Source organism: Sphingomonas canadensis (assembly GCF_026013525.1).
Taxonomy (GTDB): Bacteria; Pseudomonadota; Alphaproteobacteria; order Sphingomonadales; family Sphingomonadaceae; genus Sphingomonas; species Sphingomonas canadensis.
This window is the reverse complement of the sequence record NZ_JAPDRA010000008.1, coordinates 38,653-60,944: the sequence shown is the minus strand read 5'-3', so window position 1 is coordinate 60,944 and position 22,292 is coordinate 38,653. Positions and strand designations below refer to the sequence as shown.

19 protein-coding genes are annotated in these 22,292 nt (G+C 68.5%); 7 read left to right on the top strand and 12 right to left on the bottom strand.

Going from position 1 to position 22,292, the window contains the following annotated elements; translation table 11 throughout:
* The first annotated feature begins 3 nt into the window (after positions 1 to 3).
* Both OM513_RS15165 and OM513_RS15160 read left to right on the top strand, forming a co-directional pair.
* A complete protein-coding gene (locus OM513_RS15165) occupies positions 4 to 810 on the top strand; it encodes a hypothetical protein (protein WP_264945397.1) in 807 nt (268 codons plus the stop codon).
* 78 nt (positions 811 to 888) lie between these two features.
* A complete protein-coding gene (locus OM513_RS15160; protein WP_264945396.1) occupies positions 889 to 1,446 on the top strand; it encodes a hypothetical protein in 558 nt (185 codons plus the stop codon).
* A 110-nt stretch (positions 1,447 to 1,556) separates the two neighbouring features.
* On the opposite strand, the gene OM513_RS15155 is transcribed toward OM513_RS15160, so the two are convergent.
* The 5 genes from OM513_RS15155 to OM513_RS15135 form a co-directional block, all read right to left on the bottom strand.
* Complete coding sequence (locus OM513_RS15155) at positions 1,557 to 2,510, bottom strand: IS110 family RNA-guided transposase (RefSeq protein ID WP_264945395.1); 954 nt, start codon at positions 2,508 to 2,510, stop codon at positions 1,557 to 1,559.
* A 331-nt stretch (positions 2,511 to 2,841) separates the two neighbouring features.
* Positions 2,842 to 3,705 carry a phosphodiesterase gene (locus OM513_RS15150; RefSeq protein WP_264945394.1) on the bottom strand — a complete coding sequence of 288 codons (864 nt, stop codon included), beginning with the start codon at positions 3,703 to 3,705 and terminating at the stop codon, positions 2,842 to 2,844.
* 13 nt (positions 3,706 to 3,718) lie between these two features.
* The gene (locus tag OM513_RS15145) at positions 3,719 to 5,482 is read right to left on the bottom strand and encodes a cytochrome c3 family protein (protein WP_264945392.1); all 1,764 of its coding nucleotides are present in this window, start codon (positions 5,480 to 5,482) and stop codon (positions 3,719 to 3,721) included.
* 7 nt (positions 5,483 to 5,489) lie between these two features.
* Positions 5,490 to 6,356 (bottom strand): hypothetical protein, encoded by an 867-nt coding sequence (locus OM513_RS15140; protein ID WP_264945391.1) that lies wholly within the window; start codon positions 6,354 to 6,356, stop codon positions 5,490 to 5,492.
* A complete protein-coding gene (locus tag OM513_RS15135; RefSeq protein ID WP_264945390.1) occupies positions 6,356 to 8,806 on the bottom strand; it encodes a cyclic nucleotide-binding domain-containing protein in 2,451 nt (816 codons plus the stop codon). Before OM513_RS15135 ends, OM513_RS15140 begins: the two co-directional genes overlap by 1 nt.
* A gap of 112 nt (positions 8,807 to 8,918) precedes the next feature.
* Between OM513_RS15135 and OM513_RS15130 the strand changes: the two genes are divergently transcribed.
* Together OM513_RS15130 and OM513_RS15125 are read left to right on the top strand one after the other, a co-directional pair.
* A complete protein-coding gene (locus tag OM513_RS15130; protein WP_264945389.1) occupies positions 8,919 to 9,836 on the top strand; it encodes a tetratricopeptide repeat protein in 918 nt (305 codons plus the stop codon).
* Positions 9,837 to 9,870: 34 nt separating this feature from the next.
* Positions 9,871 to 10,170, top strand: coding sequence for a YdeI/OmpD-associated family protein (locus OM513_RS15125; protein WP_264945387.1), 300 nt, complete (start codon positions 9,871 to 9,873; stop codon positions 10,168 to 10,170).
* Positions 10,171 to 10,187: 17 nt separating this feature from the next.
* On the opposite strand, the gene OM513_RS15120 is transcribed toward OM513_RS15125, so the two are convergent.
* From OM513_RS15120 to OM513_RS15095, 6 genes are all read right to left on the bottom strand, one after another.
* On the bottom strand, positions 10,188 to 10,964 hold the full coding sequence (locus OM513_RS15120; protein ID WP_264945386.1) for a M15 family metallopeptidase: 777 nt from the start codon (positions 10,962 to 10,964) through the stop codon (positions 10,188 to 10,190).
* A 45-nt stretch (positions 10,965 to 11,009) separates the two neighbouring features.
* Entirely contained in the window at positions 11,010 to 13,289 is a 2,280-nt protein-coding gene (locus OM513_RS15115) for a CHASE2 domain-containing protein (RefSeq protein WP_264945384.1), read from the bottom strand.
* A gap of 86 nt (positions 13,290 to 13,375) precedes the next feature.
* Positions 13,376 to 14,896 carry a S1C family serine protease gene (locus OM513_RS15110; RefSeq protein ID WP_319951622.1) on the bottom strand — a complete coding sequence of 507 codons (1,521 nt, stop codon included), beginning with the start codon at positions 14,894 to 14,896 and terminating at the stop codon, positions 13,376 to 13,378.
* Between the two features lie 129 nt (positions 14,897 to 15,025).
* Positions 15,026 to 16,744, bottom strand: a complete 1,719-nt coding sequence (locus tag OM513_RS15105; RefSeq protein ID WP_264945383.1) for a tetratricopeptide repeat protein — start codon at positions 16,742 to 16,744, stop codon at positions 15,026 to 15,028.
* Between the two features lie 52 nt (positions 16,745 to 16,796).
* Positions 16,797 to 18,977: a primosomal protein N' gene (locus OM513_RS15100; RefSeq protein WP_264945382.1), complete on the bottom strand. Its 2,181-nt coding sequence runs from the start codon at positions 18,975 to 18,977 to the stop codon at positions 16,797 to 16,799.
* 44 nt (positions 18,978 to 19,021) lie between these two features.
* Positions 19,022 to 19,351 carry a DUF1905 domain-containing protein gene (locus tag OM513_RS15095; RefSeq protein ID WP_264945380.1) on the bottom strand — a complete coding sequence of 110 codons (330 nt, stop codon included), beginning with the start codon at positions 19,349 to 19,351 and terminating at the stop codon, positions 19,022 to 19,024.
* A gap of 106 nt (positions 19,352 to 19,457) precedes the next feature.
* Here OM513_RS15095 and OM513_RS15090 point away from each other — a divergent pair, with 106 nt between their 5' ends.
* Positions 19,458 to 19,862 carry a hypothetical protein gene (locus OM513_RS15090; RefSeq protein WP_264945378.1) on the top strand — a complete coding sequence of 135 codons (405 nt, stop codon included), beginning with the start codon at positions 19,458 to 19,460 and terminating at the stop codon, positions 19,860 to 19,862.
* 45 nt (positions 19,863 to 19,907) lie between these two features.
* On the opposite strand, the gene OM513_RS15085 is transcribed toward OM513_RS15090, so the two are convergent.
* Entirely contained in the window at positions 19,908 to 20,588 is a 681-nt protein-coding gene (locus OM513_RS15085; protein ID WP_264945377.1) for a DUF2490 domain-containing protein, read from the bottom strand.
* Positions 20,589 to 20,692: 104 nt separating this feature from the next.
* Here OM513_RS15085 and fsa point away from each other — a divergent pair, with 104 nt between their 5' ends.
* Together fsa and OM513_RS15075 are read left to right on the top strand one after the other, a co-directional pair.
* A complete protein-coding gene (fsa, locus tag OM513_RS15080; protein ID WP_264945375.1) occupies positions 20,693 to 21,346 on the top strand; it encodes a fructose-6-phosphate aldolase in 654 nt (217 codons plus the stop codon).
* 56 nt (positions 21,347 to 21,402) lie between these two features.
* Entirely contained in the window at positions 21,403 to 22,290 is an 888-nt protein-coding gene (locus OM513_RS15075; protein ID WP_264945374.1) for a tyrosine recombinase XerC, read from the top strand.
* Positions 22,291 to 22,292: the final 2 nt, after the last annotated feature.

The window sequence follows — 22,292 nt, the reverse complement described above, 5'->3', positions numbered from 1 at the left end:
CTGATGGCCTTGATCGCGGCGCTGCAGGTTGCGGCGCCGACGGCAGCCAGCCCCTCGCCCGAGGAGTTCCTCGCCGGGAATTGGCTAAGGGTTGACGAGGAGCCGGGCGGAGCCTGCGGCTCGATTGTGGCGCGTGGCGAGCAGATCGCCTTCGAATTTGCGCGGTCGGGCGGTCGTTTGCTGCGCTATGAGCCGCCGGATCTCTTCACCTCGATCGCCGGCCTAAAGGCTACGGCCGAAGGCGCGGTGATCACCCTCACCGCGGTGCATCGCGACGGTGAGCGGCTTCCGCTGACGCAGTTGCGCCAGATAGGACAGAACGAATTCGCGTTGCTCGACGAGGACGGCAAGCCGGGCAATCACTGGCGCCGTTGTCCTGCGGCTCCCAATCCGATCGGTCCGGAAGTGAGCAATGCCAATCTGCTCGCGCTCACTCCCGCGATCTCGGGCGGGCAGGGTTTTGTCCAGATACTGACGGGCGAGACTGCGGCGATGGTTTGTGCGGGCCAGGTCGCAGAAACCCCTTTCGGCGCGCCGAGGCGAGGATGGCTTCAGTTCGAGATACTCGCTCCGGGGCATTCCCTGATGCTCGCATTCTTCGTGCCCGGCCTCCACGAGTTCGAGCGGGTGCGGACGGTGCATCAGCCTTCGCCCGATACCTTGCGCCTGTCGCTCGTGCGGGCGGCGGATACGACGCATGACATCGATATCCGCATCGCCGACGACGAGATCGAGATTCGCGAAAGCGGGCTTCGCTTCGCACGCTGCAAGCCCGGCCAGGAAGCCGGATTGGGGTTGCACAGAATGTAGCGCTCAAGGCGTCGCCCTGGCCATTGGCCGTTCAGCATCGCCGGGCTATTCCCGTCGCGGGATTTCGGGGAGGGGAAGATGAAGCTGTTTCCGATCGCGCTGGCGCTTGCCGCGCCGCTCGCCCTGGCGCCGCTGGGTGCCGCCGCGCCAGTCGCCGCCGTGGATAGCGCGCCGGGCGTGGCCGTCGCCGCCAAGGGGCGCGGCCTCTGCAAGCCGGGCGAGACGGTGGTGTTCAGTTGCCGTAGCGGCACCAAGACGATCAGCGTCTGCGGCGGCACCGCCAATGGAGCCAACTATGCCCAATACCGTTTCGGCACCGCGAAGAAGCTGGAGCTCAGCTATCCCGCCAGCGGCACCGGCACGATGCAATGGGCGCGCACCGGCTATTCGGGCGGCGGCGAGGCTCAGGTGAGCTTCACCAGCGGCAGCCACGGCTACACCGTCTACAGCCGCACCGTCCGCACCAATTTCGACGCGCGCGGCAACATGCCCGAATTCAGCTCCGGTGTGCTGGTCCGCAAGGATGGCAAGCAGATCAGGGACATAAGCTGCACGCCGCGCGATAGCGGCAATGTGGATGCCGACGCGGCGGCGAAGTTCATGCCCGAAGGCGAGATCGTCTATCCGGAGGATTGAGCGGGCCGGGCCGGCGGAACCGGCCATTCCCACCGTTCGCCCTGAGCGGGCCGGGGCGCTGGGCTTGCGGAACCGGCCATCCCACCACCGATCGCGCTGAGCAACTGTGTTCAGTTGGGTTGGTAGGGGTTGTTGAGTTTTAGCATAGCGTTGAGGGTGATGATGAGTTTGCGCATGGTAGCGACGATGGCGAGTTTGAAGGGTTTGCCGTTGTTGCGCAGTCGCTGAGCGGTTTCGGCGAGGTGTCCTTTTCCGGTGCGCACGATGGAGAGGGCGGCGAGGTAGAGTGCGCGGCGGACGGAGGGTCTGCCGCCGGAGCATCGTCCGGGGCGGCTGGTGTTGCCGCTCTGGCGGTCGAACGGTGCGAGGCCGGCGAGGGCTGCGGCCTGGCGGCTTGAGAGGCGTCCGAGTTCGGGCATTCTGGCGAGCAGGCATGCGGCGACGGCTGGTCCGACGCCGGGAGCGGTGCGCAGGAGGGCATCGCGCGCAGCCAGTCGGGGCGAGGCGGCGATGAGGGCGGCGATGGCCTTTGCGATCCGCAGGGCGAGCGCCTTGAGACGTGCGATCTGGGAGCTGATGAGGCGGCGCATGGCGGCATCGGCGATGGTGTCGAGCTGGTTGCCCAACTGAACGGCCTGGGCGACGGCCAGGTCGCGCATGCGGACATGCTCGGCGAGCCTGATCGCCTGAGCGTCATGGACGTGGGGCACGAGCTGGGGGTGCAGGGCCGCGAGGCATCGTGCGATCACGGCGGCGTCGAGCGGATCGGTCTTGGCGATCTGCCGCTCGGCGCGCGCGAAGCTTCGGACGCGCGCCGGATCGAGCAGATAGGCGGCAAGCCCGAGGCGATCGAGCAGGATCGCAAGCTTGCGCTCATACCCGCCCGAGGCCTCGAAGCCGACGCGCAGGCAGGCTGTTCCGGCAAGCCGGGCGAGCCTGCGCCCGAGCGTGGCCAGGCCGGCCTTGCCGTTGGCGATCCGCCACTGCGTTCCGGCGGGGTGGAGGTGGACGACGAGCTCGTCCTTGGCGACATCGATGCCGACAAACAGGTCGGGCTGTGGCATGATCCGGTCTCCCAAGCTTGTCGTGCGGGGTCCGTGACCACGGCCCCAAGCAACTGTTCGGGGTTTGGGAAGACGGATGCGGCCATGCTCAGAGACGGTCTTCGCAGACCTGCCTGTCGAACGGCCTCACATCCGCCGCCGGGGTGGGGTGGCCACCCCACCCCGGCAATCTCAGCTTACGCCTTCTCACACAGACAAGCCCGTCGAAGGGCGCGTTGCCGCTTGCGATACATCCATGGATGGCCGCCCTTCACGGGCTGAACGGTGGTGATGCCCGGCACCGGCGGCACAGGCGCGGGCGATCCGCCGCAACCCGCGACCCGCAACCCGCTCAGTGGTGCCCCGCGGCTCCCGGGCGCTCGGCCATCAGGTGCTTCACCAGCCCCTGCATCCGCGTATCGAACTTCGCCAGCGGCACGCTCTCCTCGGCATAGTCGTAGAGGCTGACCAGCTCGGTGCCGTTCCACCAGTGGAAGCCGAAGCCGGGCATGTCCGCCACCACCATCGGGCGCAGGTCGGGCGCTTCCGGGTCCATCGGGCGCAGGTCCAGCGTCACGCCCGGCGCGACGGCGGGGCATACCGCGGTCAGCACGCCCTTCCACGGGCTCACGATCGGGCGGTGCAGGTGGCCGCACAGGATCGCCTTCACCTGCTCCGCGCCCGCGATCGCATCGGCGAAGCGCGCCACCCAGGGCTCGGCGGGATCGGTGCGCATCCAATCGATGCCCACGTCCATCGGCGGGTGATGCATCACGATCACCGTGGGCTTGCCCGTCTCCTCGGCCAGCCGCTCCTTCAGCCACGCCGCGCGCACCTCGCAGAAGGCGCCGCCGTGGCGGCCCTCCTCCAGCGTGTCGAGCAGGATCAGCCGCACCGGACCGGTATCGACGGTATATTGGGCGAAGCCGCCGGGGGTGGGCACATCCGGAAAGGCGCGCGAGAAATTGGTGCGCAGATCGTGGTTGCCGGGGATCGGATAGACCGGGAAGGGCAGCTCCGCGAGCATCTCCGCACAGCGTTTATAGCTGTCCACGTCGCCGCGCTCGGTCAGGTCGCCCGTGGCGATCATCAGGTCGGGCTTGTTCGGCCCGTCCGCGATCGTCTCCAGCACGCGGCGCAGGCGCTTCGTATTATATTCGTCCGGATTGTCCGGTTCGAAGCCGACGTGCAGGTCGGTGATCTGGGCGATCAGCATATCGTTCGAACCCCTATGTTCCGCCCCCCCTTGCGCGGCCGCCCTGGCGGGCCGCCTGCCCGCCCGGCCGCCAGGGAGCCCCTTCGGCGCTATGGTAACTGTGGCACATGGCACAGCTTGAGGGAACCGGCGACGAGGCCGCTTCCCCGCCATGGCATGTCCGGCATGTCTTGATTCCGGGCAGCAGCAGATCGGACGAACTGTCCGATGCGTCCGCCTTGTGGCAGGTCGCGCAATCCTCGGTCTTGTGCGCGCCATGATCGAACCAGCCGTGCAGCATGTAGCGCGAAGGCTGCGATACCGGCGCGACCGACCAGCTTCCATAGCCCCCGGTCACCGTATGGCATTCGGAACAGGCGCCGCCGCTGGCGAAGATCTGGTTGATGACGCTGTCCGCGCTGCGCCGCGACGCGGGGCCGAAGTAGATCGAATAGACCTGCCCCTGGGCATAGGCGCCCGGCCGCCGCCGCCCGTTGCCCAGCTCCATCGGGCGCGGCGGGGTGTAGCTGCTATAGCGTGCGCGCAGGTCCGCGATCGTCTGTGCGATGTCGCCGTGGCGCAGCTTGCGCACCGTATCGCCCACCCGGTCATAGGCCAGGCTGTGGCAGCTTCCGCAGTTGCTCTCCATGTCCACCGGCAGGAAGCGGACGCCGTCGGCGGTCGGCTTGTGGCAATCGGCGCAGTCCAGCCCGGCGCCCAGCCCCAGGTTCTGGCCCATCCGCGCGACGCCGCCGGCCTTGTCCAGGTGCATCCGGTGGGGGAATTTCAGCCCGCTCTCGGCGGTCAGCGGCCGGTCCAGCGCGGCGCGGATCAGTTCGCCGCCCGGCGTGCGCGCAAAGGTGGGGCGGAACTCCGGATGCGCATTGCCGAAATCGCCCGCGTTGGGCAGCCTGGTATCCTTCAGCCGCTGGTCCAGCGTCGCGTGGCAATCGGCGCAGAACGCCTGGGCGGTCTGCTGCATCGGCCCGGCGCCCTCATGCTCGCTATGGCAATCGACGCAGGCGCCCGGCCCGGGCTTGTTGAAGAAGGACGCCACCGAATTGAGGAAGGCGCCGAACGCCCCCGGCGCCGCGCGTGCATTGGCGATGCGCGCGGGCGGGGCGTGGTCGTGAACGTCCGTGTGGCAGGTCCGGCACGTCTCGTCGCGCACCGCGACGAATGCCTGGACGTGGCAGGATTCGCAGTTCTTCTCCAGCGCATGGTGCGCGGCCGACAGCGGCCCGCTCGACCAGCTCGCATCGGCATCGACGCTGTAGATGTTGCGGTTGTGGTCTGCCCGCCGCTCGCCCTGCAGATAGCCCCAGACCGGCAGCGCCAGGAAGCCGATCAGCACCGCCGCGACCAGCAGCCACGCGGTCAGCCGCCGTCCCGGCAGCTTGCCGGCGAGCGAGAAGGCGGATGCTTCCTCGCGTTCCTCCTCCGCGTCGGAGATGGCGTCTACGCGGCGCACGGTGAGCGTCACCGCGCCGTCGGGCGCCAGGCCGATGGTGATGCGGTGCCCGCCCAGCCCGATCTCGGCGCCCTTGCCCGCGTCGATGTCCGCGCGCGCCTGCGAACGGCCGTCCACCTCGAAGCCGAGCGCGCTCAGCGCGCTGACCTGCACCCGGCGGCCGTGGATCGTCATCCGCGCATGCTGCGGTTCGACCGCCAGGTCGGGCAGCGCCACGTCGTTCTCGGCGGCGCGGCCGATGGTGACCGCATCGGCGGCCACCCGCGTCTCGCGCACGATCTCGCGATGGTCGGCGGTGAAGCTGATGGTGCGGATCAGGAACGTCATGCGCCGCTCACCAGTAGAAGAACACGCTGACGATGTGCGCCGTCAGCGCCGCGATCAGCGCGAAGGTGGCGGGCACATGGATGTAGAGCCAGACCTCCAGCATCGCCTTTAGCTGCAGGTGGCGGCGCAGGCGGACCAGCATCGCCTTCTTGCGCTCCAGCAGCGAATCCACCTTCTCCAGCGGATCGCCGCCCAGGTCCGCCTGCGGCCCGGTGATCCGGCGGATGCGGGCCAGCGCCTTGCAGGTGGCGCAGCCCGCGTTGCTCGCCGTCAGCCGCGCCAGGATGCCGCCGCCGAACGGGTTCTGTTCCAGCGATTTGCGTACAAGTTCGGCGTCGGCATGTTCCAGCGGCTGTGCCGCCTCGTGCAACTGCCGGTCGATCGCCCGCAGCCCCTCCAGCATCTGGGTCTGGGTCAGTTCCTCGCGGTTGTTCGACAATGCCTTGGGCAGCGTGGCGTAGACGATGATGCCCCAGATGCCGGTGATGATCACCAGCATCATCAGCGCCCACGCCAGCGTGTGGACGTTCCAGCCGAGCTGGAATCCGGTGTGCAGCGTGCCGATCACGATCAGGCTGAGGCCCAGATAGACGTGCGCGCTGGTCCACGCCTTCAGCCGCCAGTGGCCGCTGGTCATCCATCGCTTGCGCACGCCCAGCAGCGTCAGCCACAGGATCAGCAGCGCGCCGATGGTGCCCAGCGTATAGCCGTACCAGCTCCCGCCGTTGGGCCGGGGCTTCACGTCGGCCAGGAAATATCCGGCGATCACCGCCAGGCACAGCATGGTGGAAATCTTGAGCCAGCGGAAGTTCCGGTGGCGCAGAAAGCCGTCGTGCAGCGCGGTGTCGCGCGCCCGTTCCGCGCGGCTGGCCATCAGCCGTCACCCCGCTCTAGCCGGGCCACGCCCAGGAATTCCTCGGGCGCCACGCGGATCGCCGCGCCGGTGGGGCAGGCGCGCACGCATGCCGGGCCGCCCTTGATGCCGGCGCACATGTCGCACTTGATCGCCTTCTTGGGCGCCTCAGTGCCCTTGGCCTTCGCCTTGTATTTCCATGCCTTGCCCGGCTCGCCCGGCCCCGGGCCCAGGCCGAGCGCCAGCCAGGCGAACAGCGGCGGCTTCTTCGGCGGCACGCTGTCCATGCGGATCACGCCATAGGGGCAGTTGCGCTGGCAATTGCCGCATCCGATGCATTTCTCGTCGATGAAGACCTCGCCGTCCGGCCCGCGGTGGATCGCGTTGGGCGGGCAATCGGCCATGCAGTGCGGATGCTCGCAATGGCGGCAGCTCGTCGGCACGTGGAGATGGGCATAGGTCTTGCCCGCCTCGCGATCGAGGCGGCTGAGCCCGTCATGGCTGTCGGCGCAGGCCTTCTCGCAATTGTCGCAGCCGACGCACAGATTCTCGTCGATCAGCAGCACGTCGGTCGCCTCGCCGATGCCGTTCTCGACCAGGAAGCTGGCGGTGGCGGAATAAAGGTCGACCGCGCCGGAGAAGCTGTCCTTGCGGCTTTCGATGAAGGCGTTGATGTTCTGCCGCGCCGCCATGTCGCCGCGCAGCTTCTCGGCCAGCCTGGGGCGGGCGGCCAGCAGTTTCAGGAACGCCTCGCCCTTCAGCTGGATCACCTCGGATTTCACCGCGGCCTTCACGGTGGCGGTGCGCCGCCCGCCCGCGATCATCGCCATCTCGCCGACATAGGAACCGGCGGGCAGATAGTTGAGGAACACCTGACGCCCGCCGATCGCCTTCTCCACGATCATCGATCCGACGCGGATGACGAAGATGTCCTGCCCCTCGTCGCCTTCCTTCAGGATCGGCTGGCCGGCGCGCACGGTCATGATCTCGCTGGTGTCCAGCACCTCGGCCAGATCGGTGGCGGTCAGCCCCGATCCGAACATCTGGAGCAACTGCCGCTCCACCGAGATGCGGGTGATCGCGCGCTTGGCCGCGGGCACCGACGCCATCAGCTTCAGCGCGGCGGTGCGCGATATCTCCACCACCACCGCATTCTCGCCCGCGCGCACCGTGGCGCCGCGGCGGCGGCCGGAGATCAGTCCCACCTCGCCAAAGATCGATCCCTGCTCGATCGGCACGGTGACGCTGCGGTTCTTCGGGTCGATCTCGACCAGCACGGAGCCCTGCGCGATCGCGAACAGCGACGATCCGGGGTCGTTGCGCTCGAATATCTCCTCGCCCGCCTTGTAGCTGCGCACCTCCGAATCGAGCATGAACTCGCGCATCTGGAGCGGCGACAGCTCGTTCAGGATGGTGACGTTGCCGCGCAGCAATTCCAGCCATTCGTCGACGCTGCGCTTCGCGCGGAACTTGGCGAACTTGGCCAGCAGCAACGGCTCGTCGGCGGGCTTCAGGCTCTTGTTGCCGTTGATGAACTCGACGACGTCATAGCCCTGGTTCATGCAGTGCTTGATCAGCGGATATCCCGCCAGCGCGCCGATCACGAAGATGCCGGGCTTGGTCGATTCGAACGTGGGCGTTAGCTTCGGAAAGGCCTCGCGGTCCGGGCTGGTGAACTCGATCCCGCAGCTTTCGACGAAGGCGCGCGGCGCGGCGGAACCCATGCGCGCGATGATCCGGTCGGCGCGGATCGTCTCCTGCCCGTCGCGCGTATCGAGCAGGAGCTGGTTGCCGCGAATCTCCGCCGGGGTGGTTTCCAGCCGGATCGATATGCGCCCGCGGTCCGCGGCCTCCTGCAACAGCTTGACGTTGGCGCCCTTGGCCCGGGCGAAATCTGCCGAGCGGTTCAGGATGGTGACGGTGTTGCCCTGCGCCGCGTCGGCGGCCAGGCCCAGCGCATTCTCGATCCCGGCGTCGCCCGATCCGATCACGGTGATATGTTCGTCGATATATTCGCCGGGATCGTCGAGCTGATACTGGATGTTGCCGGTCTCCGCGCCGGGCACCTTCAGCAGGTTGGGGTTGCCCTGGGTGCCGATGGCGAGAACGATCGTCTCCGCCTCGATCCTCGCCCCGTCGGTCAGCGTCAGCGCGAAGGCGCCCTTCTCGCCCTCGATCGCCTTCACCTCGCTGCGGTAGCGCACGTTGACCTTGAACTTGGCCGCCTGGCTGTCCCAGGTGCCGAGCACCGCCTCGCGCTTGCCCGCGTCGAAATCCATGTCCGATCGCAGCACCAGCGCGGATGGCGTGGCCATCACATGCTTACCCTTCTGGTATTTGTAGATCGTGTCGGAGAGGTGGTCGGTCTTTTCGAGCAGGACGTGGCTGAGGCCAAGCTGCGCCGCGCGCGCGGCGGCGCTGAGGCCCGCAGGCCCCGATCCCACGATCGCGATCTTCACGCGATCCGCCATCCGATCCCCCTCGTTGCGGCTAGGCTTTCGCCGCCCGGCGAGGCAGAATAGCGCAAGCGGCGCATCGTGCGCCAGCCATTACGGCAGGGGAACGGGCGGTTTGATGGGCGGCATGCAGGCGGCGACGGCGGGCAAGATCGCGCTGGCGGCGGCGGCTTTCGGGCTCGCGGGGGTGCTGGTCTTTGCATCACTTCGGGACAAGGGCGATGCGCCGCCCGTCCCCGCGATGAATGCCTCGGCGGGCGTCACCCTCGAATCGCTGGAGGCGGCGGCCAAGGCCGCGCCGCAGGACCCGGAGGCCTGGATGGCGCTCGGCATGGCCTATTTCGACGCGGACGATTATCCGCGCGCCGTCTCCGCGCTGGAGCATGCCGCGAACCTGGCGCCCGATCGCGCGCGCATATGGTCGGTGCTGGGGGAGGCGCGGGCGCGCGGCTCCGAACGCGATCCGATGCCACCGGCTGCGGTGGAGGCGTTCCGCAAGGCGCTCGCGATCGATCCGAAAGACCCGCCCAGCCGCTATTTCCTGGCGGCGAAGCGCGATCTGGACGGCGATCACAAGGGCGCGATCGACGATTGGTTCGCGCTGCTGGCGGATACGCCGCCCGGGGCGCCCTGGGAAACCGATCTGCGCCGCACGATCCAGCAGGTCGGCAAGCTCCATGGCATCGACGTCGCCCCGCGCCTGGCCAGCGTGAAGCAGCCCGCGCCGCCCGCGATGCCGCCTGCCGGAGCATCCGCGCCCGCGATGGCCGGTCTCGGCGGCCCCACCGCCGATGAGGTGCGCGAGGCGGCCAGGCTCTCGCCCAGCCAGCAGAACGAGATGGCGCAGGGCATGGTCGCGCGGCTGGAGGAGCGGCTGAAGGCCGATCCGAAGGACGTGGCACGCTGGGTGATGCTGATGCGCAGCCGCATGACGCTGGGCGAGCCCGCCAGGGCCAGCGCCGCGCTGAAGGCCGCCGTCGCCGCCAACCCCGGCGCGAAGGCCGAGCTGGAAGGCCAGGCGAAGGCGCTTGGGGTGCCGTTCTAGGCATGGGCGCCGCGCCCGTTCATGGGAGGCATTGGTGACGGCAGGCTTTGCGCACGGCACCGTCCATGAGGCCGGCCAGGATCTTCAGGCCGCGCTGCGATCCGGCCCCGGCGTGCTGGCGCTGTGGGAGGGGCTGACGCCGCTCGGCCGCAACGAGTTCATCTGCTGGGTCGAGGACGCGAAACAGCCCGCAACGCGCCAGCGCCGCATCGAACGAACCGTCGAGGAGCTGATGGAGGGCAAGAAGCGGCCCTGTTGCTGGCCCGGCTGCATCCACCGCACCGACAAGGCGCCGGGCCGATGGCAGCAGGCCGTGCTGATAGACAGAAAATAGGGCAGGGGGGATAAGCCCTACAGCCCCTCTGCCGGGCCATAGAGTGCGGCGGGTTCGCCGGTCACCTTGGCCCACATCTGGTCGCCGAAGCTGAAGTGCCACCATTCGGTCGGGTTGGCGAGGAAACCCTGCTCCGCCATCGCCCAATAGAGCAGCCGCCGGTTCGCCCGCGCTTCCTCGTCCGAATAGGAGATGCCCGCGATCGGCGCCTCGAAATGGTCCAGATGGGCCACCGGGGTCACATCGTCGAACAGCGATCCCATCCACAGCGGCTCGCGGCTGTCCGCCCAGCACAGGGTCAGGTCGATCGCGCCGCCGGTCAGGTGCGGGGCGGGCGATAGCGGATCGGTGGTCGGCCGCGACCAATAGCCGCGCATCGCCCTCAGCCCTTCCTCGGTGCCATATCGCAGCGCAGCCTGATCGGGGATCCAGCGATCGTAGAAATAGGCCTGCACCGCATTGGGCCGCCACCCGTCGTACAGCCACAGCGCCACGCCGTCTGCCGCCAGCCGCCGTTGCACGGCCGCCAGCCGCCGGCCCACGCCCTCGCGCACCGCGACATAGGGCACCGATCCGGGAATGCGCGCATAATAGGGCGGGTTGCGCGTCAGATGATAATAGTTGGCACCCGCCAGCCCGAAAGCCTCCGCGGGCATCAGCGGCTCGCGGCTGGCCGCGCCGTCCATGGCGATCGGATGTGCGCGATAGCCGGACTGGCGCTCGCGCACCGCATGCTGGGCCGGGATCGGCCGCTCGCGGAGCGGCTGCAGGTTGGGGAAGATACTGTGGGTCACGCCGGGCGATCCTGTCATCCCCGTCCACCGCCCGCAACCGGCGCGTTACTTCTCCGTCGCCTGGTACACGCCGTCCCAGTCCGCGCCCGGCGGATTTTCGCGATAGAGCGCGATCCGGCCCTGGATCAGCGCATAGAGCTTGACCAGGCCATAGGCCGCCGCCGGCCCTTCGATGCCCTGGTCGGCCAGCGCCTGCGCCGCGTCCCAATCCTGCGCGCGATAGGCGTTCAGCATCGCCTCATGCGCCTTGGCGAATTCGCCGAACGCGGGCGCGGCGGCCATCGCCTCGTCGCCCAGCAGCACATGGAGCTGCTCGGGCGCGTCGCGGCCCACCACCCGGACCAGGTCCACCGGCAGCGTCGCGAACTCGCGCAGCCTTTCCTGCAGCGCCGATCCCATCAGGATCGGCACGCCATAATATTTGGTCAGCCCCTCGATCCGCGATGCCAGGTTCACCGTGTCGCCGATCAGCGAATAGGACAGGCGCTGCGCCGATCCCATGTTGCCGACGCAGCACGGGCCGGCGTTCAGGCCGATGCCGATGCTCACCTCGCCCGGCCATGGCTCCGTGCCGCCGGGCATCTCCCGGTTGAGCTGCTTCAGCCGGTCGACCATCGCCAGCGCGCCGCGCGCGGCGTTGCCATATTGGTCCGGATCGTCGAGCGGTGCGTTCCAGAAGGCCAGGATCGCGTCGCCGATGAACTTGTCGATCGTCGCCTTGCGCGCCAGCAGGATGTCGCACATCGGCGTCAGGAACGCGATCAGGAAGCGGATGATCTCCTGCGGGCTGAGTTTTTCCGATATCGCGGAAAAGCTGCGCACGTCGCAGAACAGCACGGTCATCTCGCGCTCCTCGCCGCCCAGTTCCAGCCGGCTGGGATCGTCGACGATGCGCTGCACCAGATCGGGCGAGAGATAGCGGTCGAACGCCTGGTGGATATAGGCGCGCTGCTTCTCCTCGCGGTAATAGGTGAAGGCGGTACTGGTGACGTACACCGCCAGGATGGCCAGCACCGGATAGGTGGGATCGAGCAGCATCATCCCCTGGCGGAACGCCAGCCAGCTCGCCGCCACCATCCCGGCCGACAGCAATATGCCCACCACCGCGCCGCGGATCGCCCCCAGGAAGGGCAGCAGCAGCGCCAGCAGCAGCCCCAGCAGCGGCGTGCCCATTGTCTCGAACCAGAAGACCTTGTCATAGGGGCGGACGAGGAACTTCTTGAGCAGCACCTGCTCGATCACCTGGGCGTGGACGACGACGCCCAGTTCGCGCTCGGCGACCGGGGTGGAAACCAGGTCGCGCAGCCCGGCCGCGCCCGTGCCGATCAGGACGATGCGGCCGCCGAACTCCTGCTCCATCTGCTCGGGCGTCAGTGCGCCGGTCAGGATCTTCCAGGCGGGTACGATCCGCTGCGGCGCGGGCTTTGTGTAATAGACGTTGAACTCGCCGCGTGCCGTGGTCGGGATCTCGAAATCGCCGATCTTGAGCGATGCAACCTGGCTGCCCGCGCTTTCGAAACTGCCGCTGCCGTCGGCGCCCAGCTCGCCGCTGGCGTCGCTCGACTTGACGATGATCGATCCCGCGCCCTGCGCCACGCGCAGCGTCTCCGCCGCCAGCGATGGGAGGAGCTGCCCGTCCACCGCCGCCAGCAGCGCCGGCTTGCGCACGATCCCGTCCAGATCGGGCTGGAGGCTGACGAAGCCGTTGCCCATCGCCGCGTCGTTGAGCTGCTTCAGCGGGCGGATCGCGTTGGTGAAGTTCACCACCGACTTGTCCGGCGAGGTGCCGGTGGTGGCGAAGCCCGCCTTGGGCTCGATCGGGGCGCCCTTGGGCTCGTTGTTGAGGAAATAGGCCAGTACCACCGGCGAATTGGCCAGCGTCTCGGCGAAGACCGCGTCATTGTCGGGCAGCGCCTTCAGCGCGGCCAGCGCTTCGGGTGCGGCGCCCTCCTTCTCGGCGCGCGCGGCCAGAATCGCTGGCGAGGTGCGGTCCGGCTCGGCGAACACCACGTCGAAACCGATCGCGGCGGCGCCCGCGTCGGTCAGCCGCCGGGTCAGCTCGGCCACGTCGCTGCGCGGCCAGGGCCATTGGCCCAGCCGCTTCAGCGTCTCGTCGTCGATATCGACGACGCGCACGGCGGTATCCTCGAACGGGCGCGGCGCGGCGCGCTGGAAGCCGTCGAACAGCAGCGGCCCCAGCCGTTCGACCTGCGGCACCTGGACGAACTGGAGGACCATGATCACGATTAGCGCGATCAGGCCGGGCACCGCCGCCCACAGCCGCTTGCGCGTGCCGGTAACGATCCTGCCCAGCGCCCCTGCCATGCTTCCCCGCCCGTTAGCCTGCCGGAACGATTAGCACGATCGGGGGCGGGCGGGGAACCGTCCGTTTCGGCGGCGCTGTCCCGCGCTCAGTTGCCCGCGGCGCAGCGGTAGACCAGCTTCTCGTTATAGACCTGGGGCAGCGACGCGCGGATCTGCTGCTGCTGCGTCGCCATGCCGGCGCGCGCCGCCTGGTCGGTCGAACAGCTCTTTAGTTTCACCTCGGAACGCAGCTTGCGCGCCTTGCCCATTTCCTCCGCCGACAGCAGGTAGCGGGTGTTGGTATAGGTCTGGGTGGCCGGATCATAGTCCAGCACCGAAACCGTCTGCTCCTGATCGGGCACCAGGATGCGCTGCCAGTTGCGCCCTGCCTCGGCATATTGGGTGCGGCCGTTGACGCAGCCGTCGGCACCGAAATCCAGCGTCACATCGTCGGTCTTGCTCAGGATCACGCGGCTGCGCTCGGGCACCAGCTTGCACACCATCCGCCCGGCGGGAGCCGGGGCCGCGGTGCTGCCGGTTCCCGTGCCGTTGTCGGCGGGCAGGGGCACCACCTTGGTTTCGTCGAAGGTCGGGCGGCTGATGAACAGCGCCACCGCGCCCAGGAACAGCACGCCGCCGCCGGCCGCGACCCAGATCGCCTCGCGCTGGCGTCCGCGCGACAGCAGCAGCCCGCCGCCGCCCAGGCACAGCGCGCCCAGCACCAGCAGCACGGCCGCGCCGGCCATGAAATTCTCGCGCGCCGCCGCGTTGCTGGCGCGCGCCTGGGCCATCGCCTCCTGCCGCTGCGCGTCGGCGCGGGCGGCCTCCACCCGGGCGCGCTCCTCGGCGGCCAGGCGTTCGGCCTCGGCCGCGTCGCGGTCCTGCGCCATCTGTTGCTCCACGGTGGTGCAGGGCACGGTCACCGTGGAGGCGGGCTGTTTCGCCTCGGCCAGGAAGGCGGCCAGCTCGGCGGCGGAAACCGCGAAGCCGAAGCTCGAATCGCCCGAATCACCATTGGTCTGCGCGGTGTTGACGCCCAGCACGCGCCCGCAACGATCGAGCAGCGGCCCGCCCGAATTGCCGCGCGCGATCGCGGCGGTGTGGATCAGCACGCTGGTGTTGCCCAGGCGGCGGTTGCCGGAGAAATTGCCCTGGCTGCGCACCGGCGACTGGGGATTGATGAAGTCGGCCGCGCTGCGCGCGGTCGCCAGATCGACGTTGCCGGGATAGCCGAGCGCGATCAGCGCGTCGCCTTCCGCCACCGCGCCGGTGTAGATCGCCAGCGTCGGCAGCCGCACGCCGGAGAATTCGATCAGCGCCAGATCGCGGTCGGGGTCGATCGCGATCAGCCGCCCCTGGAACGACTTGTCGCCTTCGGACGGCACCACTCCGATCACGACATTGTCGGGATAGCGGCTCGCCAGTTCGACGACATGGGCGTTGGTCACCACCCGGTTGGGCGCGACCGCGAAGCCGCTGCCATGGCCGAAGCCCACCACCTCGTCGCCCACCACCGCGATGGTGACGATGCGCACCACGCCGCGCGCCGAGGCCGAAATATCGTCCGCGCGCGCCGGCGCGGCCCAGCAGAGCGCCAGCGTCAGCAAAAGGATCAGGTGCCGCATCATGCCCCGGGTTTCGGCGAAAACAGCGGCTCCATCAAGAGGGGCGTGAACGCAAAGCGGGCGCGATTGTCCGCCGCAGCGATGGGCGCGGGGCTGGGGCTCCGGCCCGCCGCCCCGCGCCCCGGCATCCGGCTAGTTCTTGCCCTTCTTGTCTTCCGGATCGACATAGTCCGGATCGCGCGCCCAGGGCAGCAGTGCCGCCATTGCGGCATCCGTCTGCCCAGCTTCAATCATGTCCAGAATCTTGCCTGCCCGTTCGCGCAGCTTGGGCGAATCCGGGTTGTAGGCTAGCGTCGCAAGTGCGGCGCGGGCCTGGGCATCCTTCTTGTCGCTCAGAAGGGCATAAGCGGCGAGCAGGCTGCTCGAGCGGTCGTACGGAGAGACGTCCAGAGCCTGATAAAGTCCCGCAATCGCATTCGCGGTGGGTGCCTGGCCAGCGGCGAGAAAGCTGCGATAGAAATACATCAGCGGGCGCGGATCGTTCGGGTCGTTGTGGTTGGCCGCGCTGAACCATTTGCGCACCTCGCGCCAAATCAAGGGATCGGCCGACCTGTCAGCAACGGCCTTGGCCATCTTGGCCTTGCCGATAAAGAGCATCGCGGTTCCCGATTTGGCATCGCTGGCCAGCGCCCGCCGCGCTGCGGCCTCTGCCTCGTCATAATGTTTGGCGTCAAAGGCGGCTTCTGCCAGCACCACCTGGGCAAAGGGGTCGTTCGGATGGGGGGCCGCGGCCCGCACCGCCTGTTCATAGACGCCTGGCGCTTCCTTCTCGTCAACGCCTGCTTTGGAGCGGATGCGGACTGGGATCGTGGCCGCTTCGGCAGGGGTCAGTGGCCGAACCACGGGCGCGGCGATTTTGATCTGCTCAGCGGGAACCACATAGGCTGGAAGCTTGCTGCCGTTCAGATACTTGCTCAGGGTCTTGTTCAGCGCATCGAGATCTCCGAAGACCGCAGAAGCCTCGGCTGGCGTTTTGCCGCTGTTGATCGCTTGAAGATACGCACCCATTTGCGCCGGGCCATTCGGCTGGAAGGTGAGGTAATGCGTCAGGAGCCAGCCGGTCGAATAGAGGTCCACATAACGGCATAGCGGCAGCTTGCGGAGATCGCTGGTCGTCACGAGGTGCTTCGCGGTGCATCCCGACGGACGGTAAAATTGGCCTGCGCGATAACCCGGCATCTGGCCAAAGGTGATGGACCCATCGGCGCCTTCGATCGCGGTCGCATGGAATTCGGCGAAGCCTTCAGCGAACCATGTAGGCAGCGCACCCATCCGAAAGTTGCTGAACATGAAATGGTGCGCATATTCGTGCCGAAGCACCTCGGCAGGTTTCAACTCATAGATCTCATCAACACGGACGCGCGACCCCTTCAACTCGTCGCCATATTTGATCGTGTAGGCTACCGGTTCCCCTGCGCGGCCCATGTATACGCCGGCTACGCCCTGCCAGCCCAGCGCGCTGAGGCTGCTTGTTGACGCGAGCACATAGATTGTCACCCGGTCCACCGGCGCAACCGGATCGTCGGGAATATTGCGGAAAATCCGCATCGCCTTGTCATAGCGTTCCAGCGACTGGGCGAACGCAGCAATCCGTTCGGGCGTGTCGTCGGAATAGAAAACAAAGTGACTCGTCGTCGCCTCATACCAGGCGGCTTGCGCGGTCCCCGGAACAAGCAGCAGCAGTGTCGATACCAGTAAGCGAATCATGTCGGTAAAGCCCCCTTGTTGACGGACACTATCGATCACCGGGCCGCGCGCAATATATGCGAGAAGCAAAGGTGATTTGCCAGAATTGGGACGGGCGTGGCGGTGGATGTGCCGTTTTCCGGTATCTTGGCGGCGGCGCTCCATGGCCGGAGCATATCGCCGCTGGTCCTGCCGGTCGCGGGGCCGGAAGCCCCCCTCAAACGAAGCTGTAGGGATCGACGTCCACGGTCACGCGCACCTTCTGCGGCCAGCTTAGCGCGCCCAGCCACTCGCGGATCACGTCCTGCACGTCGAAGGCGCGGCGCGCGTGGACCAGCAGGCGGAACCGGTGCCGCCCGCGCAGCATCGCCAGCGGCGCGGGGGCGGGGCCGAACACGTGCATCCCGTCCGGCTTCGGCGCGCTGCGCCCGATCAGCCGTGCGGTCTCTTCGGCCGCCTGCCGGTCTTCCGACGACACCACGATCGCGGCGAAGCGGCCGAAGGGCGGGGCGCCTGCATCGCGCCGCGCCTCGGTCTCGGCGGCATAGAATCCTTCGGCATCGCCGTTCACCAGTGCCTGCATCACCGGTGCGTCGGGGCTGTGCGTCTGGATATAGACGGTGCCCGGCTTCTCGCCCCGGCCCGCGCGCCCGGCGACCTGCATGATCTGCTGGAAGGTACGCTCCGAAGCGCGCAGGTCGCCGCCCGCCAGCCCCAGGTCGGCATCCACCACCCCCACCAGCGTCAGATTGGGGAAATGATAGCCCTTGGTGACGAGCTGGGTACCGATCACGATGTCGATCTCGCCATGCTCCATCCGGTGGACGAACTCGGCGGCCTTGACGGGGGACCAGATGGTGTCGGAGGTGACCACCGCCGCGCGCGCATCGGGCCACAGCGCCGCCGCCTCGTCGGCGATCCGCTCGACGCCGGGGCCGCAGGCGACCAGCGCGTCCTCCGCCCCGCATTCGGGGCATGCCTCCGGCACGGGGTTGGTGTGGCCGCAATGATGGCATGCCAGCCGGCGGATCAGCCGGTGCTCCACCATCCATGCGGTGCAGTTGGGGCATTGGAACCGGTGGCCGCACGCACGGCACAGCGTGAGCGGAGCATAGCCGCGCCGGTTGAGGAACAAGAGCGCCTGCTCGCCGCGCTCCAGGCAGGCGTCGATCGCGGTGACGAGGCGCGGGGAGAGCCAGCGTCCACGCTCGGGCGGCTCCTGGATCAGGTCGATCGCCTCGATCTGCGGCAGCTCGGCGGCGCCATAGCGGCCTGGCAGCTTCAGCTCCTCGTATCGGCCCAGCTCCACCTGGTGCCGCGTCTCGATCGCGGGGGTGGCGGTGGCGAGCACCACCGGGCAATCCTCGAACTTGCCGCGCATCACCGCCACGTCGCGCGCGTGGTAGTGAACGCCGTCCTCCTGCTTGAAGCTGGTCTCGTGCGCCTCGTCCACCACGATCAGGCCGAGGTTGGGATAGGGCAGGAACAGCGCCGATCGCGCGCCCACCGTCACCATCGCCTCGCCGCGGGTGATCGCGCGCCACGCGCGGCGGCGCTGCGACTGGCGCAGGTCCGAATGCCACGCCACCGGATCGCAGCCGAAGCGCCGCGCGAACCGCGTCAGGAACGGCTCGGTCAACGCGATCTCGGGCAGCAGCACCAGCGATTGGCGCCCCGCCGCGATGGCCGCGGCGATCGCTTCGAAATAGACCTCGGTCTTGCCCGATCCGGTCACCCCGTCGAGCAGGAAGGGCTGGAAGGCGTGCGCCCCGATCGCCTGGCGCAGGATGCTGGCCGCTGCCGCCTGTTGGTCCGAAAGATCGGGCGGGGCGTGGCGCGGATCGGGCAGGGGATAGGGGGTGTCGGTGTTCACCGTCACGCTCTCGATCGCACCGGCCTTCACCAGCCCGCGGATCACCGCCTCGGTCACGTCGGCGATGGTGGCCAGCTCGCGCACCAGCCCCTGGCGGTCGGCGATCCGCTCCAGCGCCTGCGCGCGCTGCGGGGTCAGCCGATCGGGCACCAGGCCGGTGGCGCGATATTCGACGATCGTCGGCGCCGCCTCGAACGCCGCCGAGGTCCGCAGCGACATCGCCAGCACGGAGGACAGCGGGGCGAGATAATAGTTGGCCGTCCACTCGATCAGCCGGCGCACCGGCGCGGGGATCGGCGGCGCATCGGCGACAGAGACCAGGTTGCGCAGGCGATTGTCGCCCACCGTCTCGCACGGCAACCGGTCTTCCTCCCAGACGACGCCGGCATATTGGCGCGGGCCGATGGGCACCACCACGACAGATCCGGGCTCCACCGTCATGCCGTGCGGCACGCGATAGTCGAGCGGCCCCAGCGCGGGGTGCAGCACGATGACGCGGACGCGGTTGGAGGCCATGTCCGTCATCTAGGGGTTGCGGACGCAAGGTCCAGTCCGCAGCTTCCGATCGCTCAGGGGCGGGCCGGCAGGGGATCGTCGATCCGCATCGACACCGTGACGCGATCGCCCAGTCCCGCGCCGCACGCGCGCTGCGCCGCCACCTTCAGCGGTAGCAGATAGCCACCGTCCCGGGGAAACAGTGAGGTGGTGAAGGTGAAGCCGCCGATGGTTGCCGTCGCGGGCACGCAGCCCCAGCCATAGCTGGCCGCGCGCGCCGCGAAGCGCACCGCGCCCACATGCTCCTCCGGCACCGGCAGGAACAGGAAGGGCGCCGGTCCGCGCCAATGGATCACCTCGGCGTCGAAGGTGATTTCCAGCAGGGGTTCGGCGCGCGTGGGCATGGCACAGGCCTATCGTGCGGGCGCGGCCCGGGAAAGCCCGCCGGCCTTGCGCCAGTGCGCGAAACTCCTATTCCCCCGGGCCGGGAAGTAGATGGAGTATCCGCCGATGCCGATTGCCGCCGCTTTGTCCGTGCTGCTGTTCGCGCAGGCTGTGCCCGCCTGTGCTGCCACCGATGCTGCGCTGCCGCCCGCGCTTTCGGGCTGGACCGCACCCGTGGAGGCGTTCGGTCCCGGCCAGGCCGCGGTGCTGGAGGTAAAGGATGGCACCGTTGAGATCGGTTTCCGGATCGAGACCGCGGGCCGCTATGGCATCGCGCTCGATCAGGGCGGCTGGATCGACGTGACGCCGCTCGGCGCCGCCGCGCCGCTCAAGTCCGCCGGGCATGGGCATGGCCCGGAATGCTCCACGATCCGCAAGATCGTGCAGTTCGATCTCCAGCCCGGCGTCTACCGCGTGTCGCTCACCCGTCTGACGAAGCCGCAAGTGAAGCTGATGCTCGTCGCGCCATAGGGACTGTCCGCTTTTGGCGGGCCGGCTCGCCTAGCAGGACAGACCCTAATCCCCGTCGCCGAAGCTGGCGACGTTGAAGCTGAGCGTGAAGGTGAGCGCGTGATCCATCTGGTCGCGCTTGCCGGCGCGGCCGAAGCGATACTGGTTGAGGTAGCCGACCTCGCCGCGCAGCTTGCCGCCCAGCGGCAGCGATATGCCCACCGCGTTGCGCATCCGTTCATAACCGGCGCGCTGGCCCCAGCCGGTGGTGTTGAAATTGAGGAAATGCTCCTGCGTGGCGAACAGCTTGACGCCCTTGTCGTTCAACGGCGTATCGAAGCCCAGGCGCGGGCGCAGCCGCACGCCGATCTCGCTGCCGCTGCTGTTGAACCGCTGTTCGAAGCGCAGCCGGCCGGTGAAGCCCGATCCCAGCGGCACCAGCACCATCTGGCGCAGCCGCTCCTCGTTGGGCAGCGCCACGCCCTGGTTCCAGTCCTCGACATGGCGGTACCCGATCGAAAGCTCGATGCCGCCATCGGTGGTGTGGGTGAAGAGGATGCCCGCCTCGGCATGCGAGAAGCCGTCCGCGCGGTCGCTGAAGCGGCCGATGCCCTCCAGCGTGATCTTCTCCCGATCGCCGATGGTGACGGAGGCGTTGGTCTGCAGCCAGAGCTGCTCGTCCTGCTGCTGCGCCAGCGCGGGCAGCGGCACCAGAAACGCGGCGATAAGGAAGGGAATCCGGCGCAAGGGGGTGCCTCTCCTGTCGGCGGAGCTATAGAGAAGCTCCGATTCGGGCGCGGCCTGTAACACAAGCGTCATTCGAGCGTCACAATTCCTTCGCGGAGCCACCGATGAAATTCTTTGCCGACACCGCCGACACCGCCGAGATCCGCGACCTGGCCGATGCCGGGCTGCTCGACGGCGTAACCACCAATCCCTCGCTGATCCACAAGGCGGGCCGCGATTTCCTGGAGGTGGTCGCGGAGATCTGCGGCATCGTCTCCGGCCCCGTCTCGGCCGAGGTCGTCGCGCTCGATTTCGAGACGATGATGAAAGAGGCCGAGGTGGTCCGCAAGATCGCCGACAATGTCGCGGTGAAGGTGCCGCTGACGATCGACGGGCTGAAGGCGTGCAAGGCGCTGACCGATGACGGCACGATGGTCAACGTCACGCTCTGCTTCTCGGCCAACCAGGCGCTGCTGGCGGCGAAGGCGGGGGCGACCTTCATCTCGCCCTTCGTCGGCCGCCATGACGACATCGGCTTCGATGGCATGCAGCTCATCGCCGACATCCGGCTGATCTACGACAATTACGACTTCGCGACCGAAATCCTCGTCGCGAGCGTGCGTCATCCGATCCACGTCTATGAGGCCGCGCGCATCGGCGCCGATGTGATGACCGCCCCGCCCTCGGTCATCAAGCAGCTCGTCAAGCACCCGCTGACCGACAACGGCATCAAGGCGTTCCTGGCCGATTGGGAAAAGACCGGGCAGAAGATCGGCTGAGCCATTCCTCCGCGGTCCCCTTCCCCGTGCCGGGGAGGATTTGGTAGGCCGCGTCCGTGGAACCGCTTCCGCTCCTCTATGCCCGGCACCTGGCCCGCGACCGGCGGCGGTCGGCGCATACGGTGCGTGCCTATCAGGCGACGGCGGAGCGGCTGATCGCCTTCCTTCAGCGCCATTGGGGCGGGGCGGTGGCGCGTGAGGCGCTGGCGGGGGTCTCCGCCGCCGATCTGCGCGCCTTCCTGGCGCAGCGGCGCGAGGATGGGCTGGCCAATGTCTCCGCCGCGCGCGAGCTTTCGGCAGTGCGCGGCTTCCTCAAATGGGCTGCGGGCGAGCGTGCCGAGCTGCCGAAGCTGCGCGGGCCGCGGGTCAAGAAGGGCGTCCCCCGCCCGGTTGCCCCGCATGAGGCGGTGGCGCTGGCGGAGCTGGCGTCGGAGGAGGCGCGGGAGCCCTGGATCGCCGCGCGTGACTGGGCGGTGCTGCTCCTGCTCTACGGCGCGGGCCTGCGCATCGGCGAGGCGGTAGGGCTCGACGGCGGGGTGCTGCCGCTCGGCCAGACGCTGCGCGTCACCGGCAAGCGCGGCAAGACGCGCATGGTGCCGCTGCTGCCCCAGGTGCGCGAGGCGATCGAGGCCTATGCCGCCGCCTGCCCCTGGGGCGTCTCCGCCGGCGCTCCGTTGTTCCGCGGGGCGAAGGGCGGGCCGCTGCCGCCCGGCATGATCCGCAAGTCGGTGCGTTCCGCGCGCACCGCGCTCGGCCTGTCCGATCGCACCACGCCGCACGCGCTGCGCCACAGCTTCGCCACCCACCTGCTGGGCCGCGGCGCGGATCTGCGCGCGCTGCAGGAGTTGCTGGGCCATGCCAGCCTCAGCTCCACACAGGTCTATACCGCGGTCGATGCCGCGCATCTGCTCGACGTCTATCGCAACGCCCATCCGCGGGCGTGAGG

Bases quoted from the DNA above. Each gene is read 5' to 3' on its own strand.
- OM513_RS15100 (WP_264945382.1), bottom strand. From the start codon at position 18,977: ATGACGGACATGGCCTCCAACCGCGTCCGCGTCATCGTGCTGCACCCC.
- OM513_RS15155 (WP_264945395.1), bottom strand. From the start codon at position 2,510: ATGCCACAGCCCGACCTGTTTGTCGGCATCGATGTCGCCAAGGACGAG.
- OM513_RS15115 (WP_264945384.1), bottom strand. From the start codon at position 13,289: ATGGCAGGGGCGCTGGGCAGGATCGTTACCGGCACGCGCAAGCGGCTG.
- OM513_RS15135 (WP_264945390.1), bottom strand. From the start codon at position 8,806: ATGGCGGATCGCGTGAAGATCGCGATCGTGGGATCGGGGCCTGCGGGC.
- OM513_RS15165 (WP_264945397.1), top strand. From the start codon at position 4: ATGGCCTTGATCGCGGCGCTGCAGGTTGCGGCGCCGACGGCAGCCAGC.
- OM513_RS15090 (WP_264945378.1), top strand. From the start codon at position 19,458: ATGCCGATTGCCGCCGCTTTGTCCGTGCTGCTGTTCGCGCAGGCTGTG.
- OM513_RS15150 (WP_264945394.1), bottom strand. From the start codon at position 3,705: ATGCTGATCGCCCAGATCACCGACCTGCACGTCGGCTTCGAACCGGAC.
- OM513_RS15130 (WP_264945389.1), top strand. From the start codon at position 8,919: ATGCAGGCGGCGACGGCGGGCAAGATCGCGCTGGCGGCGGCGGCTTTC.
- fsa (WP_264945375.1), top strand. From the start codon at position 20,693: ATGAAATTCTTTGCCGACACCGCCGACACCGCCGAGATCCGCGACCTG.
- OM513_RS15110 (WP_319951622.1), bottom strand. From the start codon at position 14,896: ATGATGCGGCACCTGATCCTTTTGCTGACGCTGGCGCTCTGCTGGGCC.
- OM513_RS15095 (WP_264945380.1), bottom strand. From the start codon at position 19,351: ATGCCCACGCGCGCCGAACCCCTGCTGGAAATCACCTTCGACGCCGAG.
- OM513_RS15145 (WP_264945392.1), bottom strand. From the start codon at position 5,482: ATGACGTTCCTGATCCGCACCATCAGCTTCACCGCCGACCATCGCGAG.
- OM513_RS15105 (WP_264945383.1), bottom strand. From the start codon at position 16,744: ATGGAGCGCCGCCGCCAAGATACCGGAAAACGGCACATCCACCGCCAC.
- OM513_RS15160 (WP_264945396.1), top strand. From the start codon at position 889: ATGAAGCTGTTTCCGATCGCGCTGGCGCTTGCCGCGCCGCTCGCCCTG.
- OM513_RS15140 (WP_264945391.1), bottom strand. From the start codon at position 6,356: ATGGCCAGCCGCGCGGAACGGGCGCGCGACACCGCGCTGCACGACGGC.